Origin of the sequence: Cryobacterium algoricola, from assembly GCF_004402485.1 — a bacterium.
In the GTDB taxonomy this organism is placed as follows: domain Bacteria; phylum Actinomycetota; class Actinomycetes; order Actinomycetales; family Microbacteriaceae; genus Cryobacterium; species Cryobacterium algoricola.
The window spans coordinates 72,460-85,449 of the sequence record NZ_SOFG01000015.1; the positions used below are offsets into that span (position 1 = coordinate 72,460).

General features: G+C 70.0%; 9 protein-coding genes and 1 pseudogene. 6 read left to right on the top strand and 4 right to left on the bottom strand.

Annotated elements, in window-relative coordinates; translation table 11 throughout:
* Window positions 1-6: 6 nt before the first annotated feature.
* The gene (locus tag E3O44_RS12370; protein WP_134535081.1) at window positions 7-3,450 is read right to left on the bottom strand and encodes an efflux RND transporter permease subunit; all 3,444 of its coding nucleotides are present in this window, start codon (window positions 3,448-3,450) and stop codon (window positions 7-9) included.
* A gap of 77 nt (window positions 3,451-3,527) precedes the next feature.
* Window positions 3,528-5,189: an aminotransferase-like domain-containing protein gene (locus E3O44_RS12375; RefSeq protein WP_134535082.1), complete on the bottom strand. Its 1,662-nt coding sequence runs from the start codon at window positions 5,187-5,189 to the stop codon at window positions 3,528-3,530.
* Between the two features lie 63 nt (window positions 5,190-5,252).
* Here E3O44_RS12375 and yczE point away from each other — a divergent pair, with 63 nt between their 5' ends.
* A complete protein-coding gene (gene yczE, locus E3O44_RS12380; RefSeq protein WP_134535083.1) occupies window positions 5,253-5,876 on the top strand; it encodes a membrane protein YczE in 624 nt (207 codons plus the stop codon).
* On the opposite strand, the gene E3O44_RS12385 is transcribed toward yczE, so the two are convergent.
* Window positions 5,873-6,658: a MerR family transcriptional regulator gene (locus E3O44_RS12385; protein WP_134535084.1), complete on the bottom strand. Its 786-nt coding sequence runs from the start codon at window positions 6,656-6,658 to the stop codon at window positions 5,873-5,875. The two genes, yczE and E3O44_RS12385, sit on opposite strands and share 4 nt — an antisense overlap.
* A gap of 116 nt (window positions 6,659-6,774) precedes the next feature.
* Here E3O44_RS12385 and E3O44_RS12390 point away from each other — a divergent pair, with 116 nt between their 5' ends.
* The 3 genes and pseudogenes from E3O44_RS12390 to E3O44_RS12400 all read left to right on the top strand — a co-directional run.
* Window positions 6,775-7,617, top strand: coding sequence for a CPBP family intramembrane glutamic endopeptidase (locus E3O44_RS12390; RefSeq protein WP_198415912.1), 843 nt, complete (start codon window positions 6,775-6,777; stop codon window positions 7,615-7,617).
* Window positions 7,618-7,838: 221 nt separating this feature from the next.
* A complete protein-coding gene (locus E3O44_RS12395) occupies window positions 7,839-8,774 on the top strand; it encodes a DUF4097 family beta strand repeat-containing protein (protein ID WP_134535085.1) in 936 nt (311 codons plus the stop codon).
* Window positions 8,771-9,157: pseudogene (locus E3O44_RS12400) on the top strand (PadR family transcriptional regulator); the annotation flags it as partial. The gene E3O44_RS12395 and the pseudogene E3O44_RS12400, both read left to right, overlap by 4 nt.
* Window positions 9,158-9,787: 630 nt before the next feature.
* Here the strand turns inward: E3O44_RS12400 and E3O44_RS12405 are convergent.
* The gene (locus E3O44_RS12405; protein WP_134535086.1) at window positions 9,788-10,072 is read right to left on the bottom strand and encodes a hypothetical protein; all 285 of its coding nucleotides are present in this window, start codon (window positions 10,070-10,072) and stop codon (window positions 9,788-9,790) included.
* Window positions 10,073-10,156: 84 nt separating this feature from the next.
* Between E3O44_RS12405 and E3O44_RS12410 the strand changes: the two genes are divergently transcribed.
* Both E3O44_RS12410 and E3O44_RS12415 read left to right on the top strand, forming a co-directional pair.
* Entirely contained in the window at window positions 10,157-10,675 is a 519-nt protein-coding gene (locus E3O44_RS12410; RefSeq protein WP_134535087.1) for a MarR family winged helix-turn-helix transcriptional regulator, read from the top strand.
* Window positions 10,676-10,848: 173 nt separating this feature from the next.
* Window positions 10,849-12,990: APC family permease (locus E3O44_RS12415; RefSeq protein WP_134535094.1), on the top strand; the 2,142-nt coding region annotated here is incomplete at its 3' end.

Below are 12,990 nucleotides of genomic sequence, written 5' to 3' on the forward strand. Positions count from 1 at the left end.
CCGCGTTTACCCCAGGTTCGTCGCTGCGGCATCCGCCTCGGCCGCGCGGGCCGCGTTCTTCTCCTCGCGGCGGACGGCCCGGCGTTCCCGGCCGCCCTCGACGAGGAAGTAGAGCACCGGAAGCACGATCAGGGTGAGCAGCGTCGAGGAGACCAGCCCGCCGATCACGACGAGGGCGAGCGGCTGGGAGATGAAGCCGCCGGTGCCGGTGAGGCCGACCGCCATCGGGAGCAGGGCGAAGATCGTCGCGAGCGCGGTCATCAGGATGGGGCGCAGCCGCCGGGAGGCGCCGTTGACGAGCGCCTCGCGCACGTCGAGCCCCCGCCTCCGGTACTGGTTGACGAGGTCGATCAGCACGATCGCGTTCGTGACGACGATGCCGATCAGCATCAGCACGCCGATCAGCGAGGGCACGCCGAGGGGGATGCCGGTGATCACCTGCAGCGCGATCGCTCCCGTAGCCGCGAACGGGATGGACACGAGCAGCAGCAGCGGCTGCAGCAGCGACCGGAACGTCGCGACCATCACGATGTAGACGATCAGGATCGCGGCGAGCAGCGCGATGCCGAGCTGCTGGAAGGCGTCGGTCTGGTCCTTCGTGACGCCGCCGAGGGTCGCGGTCGCGCCGGTCGGCAGGGTCGTGTCGGCGAGCACGGTCGCCATCTGGGCGTTGGCGGTGCCGAGGTCGTTGTTGTTCGGCGTCGCGGAGACCGTCGCGGTGCGCAGGCCCTTCGTCGTGGTGAGGGTGGCCGGACCGTCGACCTGCGCGACCGTCGCGAGGGTACTGAGCGCGACCGGCCCGGCGAGCGTCGGGATCGGCAGGGCGGCGAGCTCGGCGGTCGTCGCCGGGGAGGTGCCCCCGGTGAGATACACGGACAGGTTCGCCTCGTTGATCACGATCGACCCGACGACGCTCGGCTGCATCGCCTGGGAGACGAGGGTGCCGAGGGCGAGCTCGCTGAGCCCGGCGGCGGCGGCCTTCGTGCGGTCGATTGTCACGGCGAGGTACGGCCGGGAGGCGGCGAGGTTGCTCGAGCTCTCCTTGATCGCGTCGAGCTTCTTCACCGCGGCGAGGATGCTGTCGCTCGCCTTCTGCAGGTCGGCGCCGTTGGCCGCGGTGATGTCCACGGCGATGTCCGAGGTGCCGCCGAAGCCGCCGCCTGCCGAGACGCTGAAGTCGCCGACGTCGGTGAGCGCGGCGAGCTTGCCGCGGACGGCGTCCTGCACGGCGTCGGGCTTGGCCACGCCGTCGGTCGTGATCGAGTAGCTCACCGTGCTCGTGGTCGGCGCTCCCCCGGCGAACGCGGCGAGGGCGCTGCCGCCGCCGATCGACACCTGCACGATCTTGACGCCCGCCGTGCCGCGCAGGGCCGTTTCGACCGTCGTCGAGGCGGCGTCCTGGGCGGCGAGACTCGTGCCGACCGGGAGCGCCTGCGCGACCCGGAACGTGGTCTGTCCCGTCGACCCGAGGAAGTTGACCTTCATGAACGGGATGATCGCGACCGTTCCGCCGAGCACGAGCACCGAGAGCAGCAGTGTGACGACGGCGTGCCGGAGCGTCCACCGGATGATCGGCAGGTAACCGGTCTGCAGGCGGCTCGTCTCCTCGACGATGGCGGTCTCGGGGGCGGATGCCGCGTGCCGCGTGCGCCGGGATGCGGGGGCCGCAGGGGCCGCAGTGGTGGAGGTCGCGGGGGTCGCCGCGAGGACGGACTCGCCGAGCGGGTCCGCCGCCGCTCCGGCTTCGGCAGCCCGCGCCTGCGGTTTCGGGAGCGGGCTGCCGAAACCGGCGCGGTCGCGGTCCGATTCCGCCGAAACCGGCGCGGTGGTGGCCTCGCCGGCGGCGGCATCCGTTGCCACGAAGACCGGGGCCGCCTCGGGAGTTGTGACCGGCTTGGCGGACTTCGGCGTCTTCTCGGGCTTGCCGGGCTTCGGCGTCTTGGCGGGCTTCGACTTCGGGGCACGCAGGAACCAGTAGGCGAGCACGGGCACGATCGTCAGAGAGACGAGCAGGGAGGCGAGCAGCGCGATCGTGACGGTGAGGGCGAAGGGGCGGAAGAGTTCGCCGGTCGACCCGCCGACGAAGGCGATCGGCAGGAAGACCGTGACGGTCGTGATCGTCGACGCGGTGATCGCGCCGGCGACCTCGCGCACGGCCTCGACGATGGTCTCGGACCGGTCCGCCCCGGGCACAAGGTGGCGCTTGATGTTCTCGATCACGACGATCGAGTCGTCGACGACGCGGCCGATCGCGATCGTGAGGGCGCCGAGGGTGAGGATGTTGAGCGAGTATCCGACGCTCTGCAGGCCGATGAACGTGATCAGCACGGAGGTCGGGATCGAGATCGCGGTGACGAGGGTCGCCCGCACCGAGAGCAGGAAGACGAGGATCACGAGCACGGCGAAGACGAGGCCGAGGATGCCCTCCTGCGTGAGCGAGTTGATCGACTCCTGAATGAAGGGGGCCTGGTCGAAGACGACGGTGAACGTCGTGCCGGGCACGACATCCTGGAGCTTCGGGAGGATCGCCCGGACGGCCGTCGACACGTCGACGGTGTTGGCGGCGGGCACCTTCGTGACCGCGATCGTGAGGGCCGGTTGCCCGTTGACGCGGGAGATGCTCGCGACGGGGTTCTCGCCGAGCACGACCGTGGCGACGTCGCCGATCGTCGGCGGGGCGGCGGGCGCGGCACCCGGGGCGGCGCCGGTACCGCTTGCAAGCAGCGGCAGGGCGGCGATGTCCGCAGCGGAGGTGAGCTTGCCGCCGGCCTGCACGGACAGGGTCTTGTCCCCCTCGGTGAGTGAACCGGCGGGGATGAGCGCGCCGTTCTGCTGCAGCGCCGAACGGATGGCCTGCGTACTGAGGCCACGGGCGGCCAGCTGGGCGGCATCCGCTGTGATGGTCACCCTGCGGCCGACGTCGCCGACGAGTGCGGCCTCGCGCACGCCGGACACGTCGCGGATGTCGCCGAGCACGCTGCGCTTGAGGTCGTCGGCGAGGGTGGCCTGGTCGCCGCCGGAGACCGCGAGGGAGATGACCGGGAAGTCATCGATGCTGCCGCTGATCACCTGCGGGTCGAGGTTGTCGGGCAGGCGGGTTTTGATGCGGTTGATCGCCTGGCTGATGCGGGACTCGGCCTTGACGAGGTCAGTGCCGTAGGTGAACGTCGCGCTCACGAGCGAGGAGTTGGTGCTGCTCGTCGTCGAGGTGGATTCGAGGCCGGCGATGCCCTGGATCGCGGTCTCGATCGGTGTCGACACGTCGTCGTTGACAACCTCGGGCGAGGCGCCGGGGTAGCTCGTCGAGACGAGCAACTGCGGCAGTTGCAGTGAGGGGATCAGCTCCTGCTTGAGGCTCGTGAGGGCGAGGCTGCCGAAGATGGCGGCGACGATCGTGATCAGGGCGATCAGGGCCCTGTTCTTCATGCTCAACACGGCGAGAAAATGCATGGCTCAGTATCGCATCGCCGTGTGACACCCGTGTTGCGTTTCGCACCCCTTGTCCGGTGCGGTCGGGCGCCCCGGGGTCAGACGACGTCGGCGAGGTAGCCGGTGTCGGGCAGCGGATGCCGCAGCAGCGACCCCCAGGCCAGGCCCAGTGCGTCCACCGCGCGTTCCATCTCGAGCGCGCCGTGGCAGAACGGGACCCGCAGGAACCGTTCGAAGGCGCCGTCGACGCCGAAGCGGGGACCGGCGGGCACGAGGAGGCCGTGATTGCGCGCGGCGAGCGCGAGCTGTGAGCTCGCCGGCCGCCCGAGGTTGACCCACGCCGTGAGGCCGCCGTCGACGTGCGGCACGGCCCACTCGGGGAAGCGCTCGGCGAGAAGGGCCTCGACGTGGTCGCGCCCGGCCCGGAGCTCGCGGCTGCGCCGCTCGAGAATCGCCGGCATCTCCGGGAGCATCCGGGTGACGATGAGCTGCTCGAGGATCGGTGTGCCCATGTCCGTTGCCGTGCGCGCGGCGACCAGCCGGCGAATCAGCGCGGGCTCCGCCCGGATCCAGCCGATGCGCAGGCCACCCCAGATGGTCTTGCCCACCGAACCGACCGTGACGACGGTGCCGCGGTCGCCGGTGCCAGCGCCGGTACCGACGTCTGTGCCGCTGTCGACGGCCGTTCCATAGCCGTTGATTCCTACGCTCCCCCGCTCGCCCGGCGCGTATGCCGCGAACGGCATGAAATCATCCGACCGGTCGATGCTGAGCTCGCCCATGGTCTCGTCCGCGATGAGGACCGTGCCCTGCCGCGCTGCGGCCTCGATCACCCGGGTGCGCTGCTCGGCGGGCATGGTCTGCCCGGTCGGGTTGTGGAAGTCGGGCATCAGGTAGCCGAGCACGGGGTTACTGCCGCGCAGCGCCTGGAGCAGGGCCGGCTCGTCCCAGCCGGAGGAGCCGTCCGGGTCGGCGCCGCCGGCGGCCCGGGCCGGGAGCGCACCCGAACCCGCCGCCAAGCCCGCCACCGCCGCACCCGCCTCCGCCTCCGCCTCCGCCGCCGAACCCGCGCTCCCCCGCGCGGTCACGCTCACGGGCACGAGCCGCGCCCCTGCCGCACTGAACGCCTCGACCGCGTGCGGGTAACTCGGCTGTTCGATCAGCACCCGGTCTCCTCGGCTGACGAACACCCGGGCCAGCAGCGCGATCGCATGCTGGGCTCCGATCGTCACCATGATCTGTTCCGGGTCCGTCGGGAGCCCCCGCACCCGGTACCGTTCGGCGATCGCGGCGCGCAACTCCGGGATGCCGACGGGATCGAAACCGGGACCGTTCAGGTGGCGCGAGAGGTCCTCGGCTGCGCGCGCGGCGACATCCGCCAGCCCGCCGAGCGCCGACATGGTCGCCTTGCTGAGATCGAGAACGCCGGTGTCACCGGATGCCCTCCCGGAACCCGGGCCGGCCGCAGCGAGGGAGCCGGCGCCGGAGCCCGGCAGCCGCACCACGCTGCCGGAACCGCGCACGCTCGAGAGCAGGCCGGCGGCGCGCAGCTCACGGTAGGCGGCCGTCACGGTCGTGCGGCTCAACCCGAGCCGCACGCCCAGCTCGCGTTCGGCCGGCAGGCGGGTGCCGGCGGTGAGGCGGCCGTCGAGGGCGAGCAGGCGGATGCGATCGGCCAGTCCCCGATAGGCGCTCCCGCCGGTGCGCCACTCGCCGAGCTTCGACTCGAGGGCACGGGCGCTCAGCTGGGTATCCGACATGAGGCCACTCTAGACAGATTGGCTACTTGATAACAGGCCATTCGTGCAATTGGATTGGTTTCCATGACCCGTCGCCTCCTCCAGCTGCTTATTGGACTCTTCCTGTACGGAATCGCGATCGCGCTGATGGTGCGCGGCGCGATCGGCGTCGCCCCCTGGGACGTGCTCACCCAGGGCATCGACAGCCACACCCACCTCGGGTTCGGCCTGCTGACCGTCATTCTGAGCGGCGTCGTGCTGTTGTTCTGGATCCCGCTGCGCCAGAAGCCGGGCGTCGGAACCGTGCTCAACGCGCTCCTCGTCGGCCCGTCGGTGGATGTCGGCCTCTGGCTGGTGCCCGCGGGCCTCGACCTGTGGCTGCGCGCGCTGCTCTTCGCGGCAGGCGTGCTGCTGCTCGCCGTCGCGACCGGCCTCTACATCGGGGCGCACCTCGGCCCCGGACCCCGCGACGGCCTGATGACCGGCCTGCACCGCCGCACCGGCTGGCCGATCTGGATCGTGCGCACCGGCATCGAGGGAACCGTGCTCGCGCTCGGCTGGGTGCTCGGCGGCAACGTCGGGATCGGCACCGTGCTGTTCGCGGCGCTCGTCGGTCCGCTCTGCCAGTGGACCATCCCCCGCCTCGCGCTGCCGCTCCCCGCGTCCCGGACACCCGCGCCCGCTTCGGCCCTGGCCGACGCGCGCTAGAGGTTACGGTCGGCGTAGGCCTGGAGGGCCGCGCGCACGAAGGCGGCGCCGGCCTGGCCGCCGTAGTTCGCGGCGAAGCGCTCGTCGGAGACGTACATCTCGCCGAGGCCGGTGAGGTATTCCCTCGACGGTCCCGCGCCGCCGGGCCCGCCGCCGGGGGTGCCCGGGATCGCCCGCAACCAGTCGAACTGCCGCTGGGCGAGCGCCTGGGCCTCGGGTCCCGCGGGGTCGAGGCCACCCAATGCTCCGGAGCCCGAGGCGGACGCCGCCGCGCGCCAGTCCGCGAGGAGCCGCGTCTGCCGCTCCTGCCACGCCGCCTTCTCCGCGGCGCTCATCCCGTGCCACCAGGCGTCGCCGCTCGCCCAGGCCGCGGCGCCCCAGCGCCGTTCGACCTCGTCCTTGTGTTCCGTGTGATCGAAGCCGTCGAACATGTCCTCGGCCATGAGTTGTTCCTTTCTATTCAGGGTGGTGATGGTGTCCTCGACCGAGCCGATCTGGCGATCGAGGCGGTCACGCTCGCCGCGCAGCCAGGCGAGGTGCGCGGCGAGGGCGCGGGGGGCATCCGTCTCGTGGTCGAGCACCTCGCGGATCGCGGGGAGCCCGAGCCCGAGCGCACGCAGCATCAGGATGCGCTGCAGCCGCACGAGCGCCGCCGCGTCGTAGTAGCGGTAGCCGTTGCTGCCGATCCGGCTCGGCGGGAGCAGCCCGAGGTCGCCGTAGTGCCGCAGGGTGCGGCTCGTCGTCGAGGCGAGCCGAGCAATCTCCTGAATCGACCAGTCCATGTGCGCTCCTCGCTTCTCCCGCTGCCGGCGCTGCTGCCGGCGTGTTCCCCACGATAATTCTTGACGTTGCGTCAAGGTCAAGCCCGGGTGCCGAATTCGATTCGGTACCATGTGGCATGCACGACACGACCCGGGCAACGGATGCCGCGGCGCGGCCCCGCGCGCGCCTGGCACTCCGCCTCGTGCCCGCGTCCCTCGTCTCGGCGTCAGCGGTGCTGCTCTTCGGCCTGCACACCCCGGTTTCGATCCCCGCGGGCTACCTGCTCCTCGGATTCGCCCTCGCCACGGCGTTCGTCATCGACCGGCCGCTCGCCCGCGACCTCGCCCTCGTGGCCCTCGGTCTGCTCTTGATCAGCACCATCTCCCTCGCGGCCAACATCGACTACCCGAACATGGCGCTGATGGGGACGGTACTCACGCTCGCGGTGCTCCTGCCGTACCTGGTGTCGCGCTACCTCTACCGCGAGCGGGCGATCCGGTTCCCGATCCGCACCGGGCGACCGTGGACATCCGCCGCGCTCGGGTACCTGGTCGTCGTGATCGCGCTCGGCTATGCGATCCTGCCGACCTATTTCATCCGCTCCGGCGCGTTCCAGAACTGGCCGACCGTCACCGCGCCGGACGAGATCGGGCGGCTCTTCGTCGGCGTCGGCTTCGTCGGCATCTGGGACGAGCTCTTCTTCATCTGCACCGTGTTCGCCCTGCTGCGCCGGCACTTCCCGGACTGGCTCGCTAACCTGCTCCAGGCGGTCATCTTCACCTCGTTCCTCTGGGAACTCGGCTACCGCAGCTGGGGCCCGCTGATCACCTTCCCGTTCGCGCTCCTGCAGGGTTTCACCTTCGCGCTGACCAAATCCCTCGGCTACGTCATCGTCGTGCACCTGCTCTTCGACCTCGTCGTCTTCCTCGTGATCGTGCACGCACACACCCCGGCCTGGCTGCCGATCTTCCTCTACTGACGCGCACCCGCCCGCGCGCGCCCGCGCGTTGACGCGTCTGCCGGCCCGCGAGGTGCACCTTTCCGGTCGAGAGTCACCCGCGGAACGGGCACTCTCGACCGGAAAGGTGCACGGGGGTTGCGCGGTCGCGAAACGCGATATATCGTGAATCACAACGGACGCGATATAGCGCGAAAGAGATTTCCGGCATCCGCAGCGGATGCCCCCAGAAGGAGCACACAATGGCACTCGAAAAATGGTTGGTCGCCCCCGGACAGACCCGGGTGATCGACGTCGAACTCGTCAACCGGCTCAAGGTCGGACTGATCGGCGGCAAGGTCGACATCATCGGCCACGACGAGCCGTTCACCCGGGTCGAGGTGCACAGCGTCAGCGGCAAGGACCTGCGCATCTCCCTCGACGGCGACACCCTCGAAATCGACCATCCTCAGCTGCGCTGGGACAACTTCATCGAGGTCTTCGCGTCCTTCCGCGGCAGCGCCCGGGCGGACGTGAGCATCACCGTCCCGCGCGACATCGCGCTCAAGCTCGGCGTGGTCTCGGCCACCGCGCTCATCACGGGCCTCCGCAGCGACCTCAAGCTCAACACCGTCTCCGGCGACCTCGTCGTCGACGGCGTCATGGGCGACATCGAAGTCAACGCGATCAACGGCGAGATCTCGGTCAGCAACCACTTCGGCGACATCACCACGCACACGGTTTCCGGCGACGTCACCGCGAGCGGCAGCATCCGCCGGTTCAGCGTCGACGGCGTCGCGAGCAACGTCTTCCTCGACCTCGAGGGCTCGCCGGACACCGTCAACACGAACACCGTCAGCGGCAACCTCACCGCCCGCGTCGAGACCGGCCTCCCGATCAAGTACCACCTCAATACGATCTCGGGTGTGCTCCAGCTCGACGACCAGACCGTGAAGGGCACCCTGGGCAAGGGCTACGAGTCGAGCACGGGCGTGCTCGCGGGCAGCTGGCTCGAACTGCACGCGAACTCCGTCTCCGGTGACATCTCCGTCGTGCGCCGTCCGGCCGCGGCAGCGGATGCCCCGGCGGGCGCCGCCTGGACCGCGACGTCGGAGTCGGCGCCGACGGCATCCGCCGCCTCCGGCTCCGCGCCGGTCGGAGACGCCCCGGCGGACACCGCAACGGGGGTCTCGGAATGACTCCCGTCTTCGCCCACGGCAGCCTGCGGCTCTACCTGCTGAGCCTGCTCGCCGAGCAGCCGCGGCACGGGTACGAACTGATCCAGGCGCTCAGCGACCGGTTCGGCGGCACCTACATCCCGAGCGCGGGCACGATCTACCCGCGACTGGCCAAGCTCGAGGAAGAGGGCCTCGTCACGAAGTCGACGGACGGGCGCAAGACCGTCTACGAGATCACCGACGCCGGACGCGCCGAGCTCCTCGCCCGGACAGGCGACCTCCACGCGCTCGAGAACGAGGTGACCGACTCGGTGCGCCGGCTCGCGGACGAGGTCAGGTCCGGGGTCGCCGCGGCGATGACGAACCTGCGCGCCGATCTCGCGGCGGCCGCCCGGCAAGCCAGGGACGACGCCGGCTTCGGAACGGCCGGGCGGGCACGTGGGGGCTCGGGTCCCACCACGGGTACCACTGCGCGTGGCGCGGGCGCCGGTACCGGGTATCCGGGTACGGGCGGCCCAGCGGATGCCGCGGGGTCCGGTTCCGCCGGCGCGGCTCCGGGTGCGGGTTCGGCCGGCTCGGGTTCCGCAGACGGCACGAGCGCGGGTCCGGCCGGCGCAGGTACAGACGCAGGTACAGGCGGCCAGACGCCGACGACCGGGACCCCGTCGGGATCCTCCACCGACCGTCGCCTCGAGTCCAATCGCGCCCTGCGCGAGGCCGACCTCGTGCTCAACGAATTCCGCCAGCAGCTGCGCGCCGACCTGCGCAAGCAGGCCGTGCACGCGCGGGTCCCCGCCGCGACCGTCTCGGACCTGCGCGCCCGCCTCGCCGAGGTGCGCGCCGGCATCCTGAACACACTGCCCCGCTAACCGCACCACGCGCCCTACCGCGCGCCGCGCGTGTTCGCGAGAGTACGTTTGTGGCCCTTAAAACCGTGTTTTAGGGGCCATAAGTGTGCTCTCGCGGAGAGGAACGCACGTTGCCGGGGAAGGGTCGGAGGCGACCTGCGGGAGGGGAGCGGGCAGGGAAGGCGGTTAGGGGGCTTCGGGGGCGGGGTGGTGGATCTGGGTGCGCTCGCCCGAGCGGTCGATCTCGTGACGGCTCATCAGTTCGCCGCAGATCGGGCAGGTCGCCTCGGCGCGCTCCGCCTGCTTCTGCTCCGTCGTTTCCGTCGTGTACGGGCCGAGCGGCGGCGGCCCGATCCAGGGCAGCAGCGTGCGATTCAGCCAGGACACGGCGCCCAGCAGACCGTGTTCGCCGGACGCCTTGTCGCCCGGAGTGCCCGGGTCATTCGTCCCATTCTTCGGTTGGCGTGTCATAATCGTTAGTGTACTAATCAATTACGATGAGTGCACTAATCAATTCCGTCGACACGGCCGAACAGTAGGACACGGGACGAACCGATGACACAGGATTCCCCGACCGCGACCGATTCCGCCCGCGCGACTCCAGCCGGGACCCCCGGCGCGACCGCTGCCGCACCCGCAGCCGCACCCGACCTGCTCCGCCTCGAGGACCAGGTCTGCTTCGCCCTCGCGATCGCGTCCCGCAGTGTGATCTCCGTCTACCGGCCGATCCTCGAGCCGTACGGCCTCACGCATCCGCAGTACCTCGTGCTGCTCGCCCTCTGGGAACGCAGTCCGCGGTCGGTCTCCGACCTCAGCGCCGAACTCCGCCTCGAACCGGCCACCCTCTCCCCCCTGCTGAAGCGCCTCGAGGCCGCAGACCTCGTCACGCGCACCCGCAACACCCACGACGAACGCGTGCTCGACATCACGCTGACGGATGCCGGCCGTGCGCTTCGCGAGGACGCCCTCACTATTCCGCCGCGCATCATCGACAAGCTCGGCATGAGCCTCGACGAGCTCACCGCCCTCCGCACCTCGCTCTGGCGGGTGATCGACGCGGCGCAGTCCTCCTGACCCGCGAAAGCGGGTGAATCGTCGCTTTCGCTGCGGCAGACCGACGATTCATCCGCTTTCGCGGAAGCCGCGGACCGGCGGGGTGCGGGAAGCGGGGATAACCCAACTCGCGCGCGGCTCGCAGTATTCCCGGAAGTTTGACACTTCTGTGCAACGGAGTAGTGTCGTCCCTCGTGACACCAGACGGCTCCCAAGCGCCAGAAACTCGCTCCGCGAAGCGGTGGATCATCGGCGAACCACTCTCGACTGAGCATCTCGAGGGTCAGCTGCTGCCCAAGCACCTCGCCCTGCCGATCTTCGCGAGCGACCCGCTGTCGAGCGTCGCGTACGCCCCGCAGGAACTGCTGATGATCCTGACCCTCGGCGGGCTCGCCTTTCTGAGCTTCGCGCCCTGGGTCGCGGCGTGCGTCGTGCTGCTCCTGGTGGTCGTCGTCGCGTCCTACCGTCAGTTGATCAAGGCGTACCCCTCCGGTGGCGGGGACTACGAGGTCGCCTCCAAGAACCTCGGCGAACGCGCGGGCCTGCTCGTCGCATCCGCCCTGCTCGTCGACTACGTCATGACCGTCGTCGTCTCGGTCGCGAGCGGCGTGGACAACATCATCTCGGCCGTGCCGCAACTCGTGAACTTCCGGGTCGAGCTCGCCGTCTTCTTCGTCGTGATGCTCGCCGCCGTCAACCTGCGCGGCGTGCGCGAGTCGAGCAAGGCCTTCGCCTTCCCGACCTACCTCTTCATCGCGAGCGTGATCCTGATGGTCGTCGTCGGCCTCGTGCGGGTCGTCTTCGGCGATGCGCCCGTCGCCGAGTCCGCGAGCTACGGCGTGCACGCCGAGAACCTCGCCCAGTCGGCGTTCATCCTGCTGCTGTTGCGCTCCTTCGCGAGCGGATGCTCCGCCCTGACCGGCGTCGAAGCGATCGCCAACGGCGTGCCGGCCTTCAAGCACCCGAAGGTCAAGAACGCCCAGCGCACCCTCGTGCTGATGGGCGGCATCGCGATCGTGATGTTCATCGGCCTGACCACCCTCGCGCTGATCGCGAAGGTGCACTACGCGGAGAACCCCTGCGACCTGATCGGCTGGGCGGAGTGCGCCACGTCGCCGCAGCGCAGCCTGATCGCCCAGATCGCCGCGGCGACCTTCGGCAACAACTCGATCATGTTCTTCGTGCTGCAGGCCGCGACCGCCGCCGTGCTGCTGCTCGCCGCCAACACGGCGTTCAACGGCTTCCCGCTGCTCGGCTCGGTGCTCGCGAAGGACTCCTACGCTCCGAAGTCGCTCAGCACCCGCGGCGACCGCCTGATCTACTCGAACGGCGTCGTGCTCCTCGCCCTCTTCGCGTGCCTGATCCTGATCGTCTTCCAGGCCAACCTGACGGTCCTGATCCAGCTGTACATCATCGGCGTCTTCGTGTCGTTCACCCTCGGCCAGACCGGCATGGTCAAGCACTGGCTCACCCTGCTCAAGACGAACCCGCCGAACCGGGCCTCGATCATCATGAGCCTCTCGATCAACGGCTTCGGCGCCGCCCTCACCGGCGTGGTGCTCATCGTCGTGACGATCACGAAGTTCACCCACGGCGCCTGGCTCGTCTTCGTGATGATGCCGGTGCTGTTCACCCTGATGCTCGGCGTGAACCGCTACTACCGGGACGTAGCCAAGGAGATCGAAGTCGACCCTGACACGACCTTCGGCTCCACCGGAGACCACGCGATCGTGCTCGTCGGCAAGATGCAAAAGCCCGTGCTCAAGGCGCTCGACTACGCGATCGCCGCCCGGCACGAGGGCATCGAGGCCGTACACATCTCGATCGACGAAGAAGAGACCAAACAGCTCCAGCGCGACTGGGTACGGCAGAACATCCAGGTGCCGCTGCGCATCGTCGAGTCGCCGTACCGGGACATCAGTTGGCCGTTGATCAGCTACATCAAGGAGCGCCGCGCGGCGCACGGCTCCGAGGTCGTCACCATCTACACCCCGATCTACATCGTCGGGCACTGGTGGGAGAACCTGCTGCACAACCACAAGGCCCGGCGCCTCCGCCAGAAGCTGATGCTCGTGCACGGCGTCACGATCGCGCTCGTGCCGTGGCTGCTCGACTCCTCCGAACTCATCTACGGCCGCAGGTCCCGCCCGATCCCCGGCCAGGACCGTCGCGGCGAGCCGGTGCGCCCCCGCCCGATCCCCCGGCGGCCGCTCGCTCCGGCGACCTCCGCTCTCGAGATCCAGGCCGCTGCCGCGGCGGCCGCAGCGACGAAGACCGGCTCGGGTGCGGCATCCGGTGCCGGCGCCAAGGCCGGAGCCGCCGCGGGTCGCCCCGGG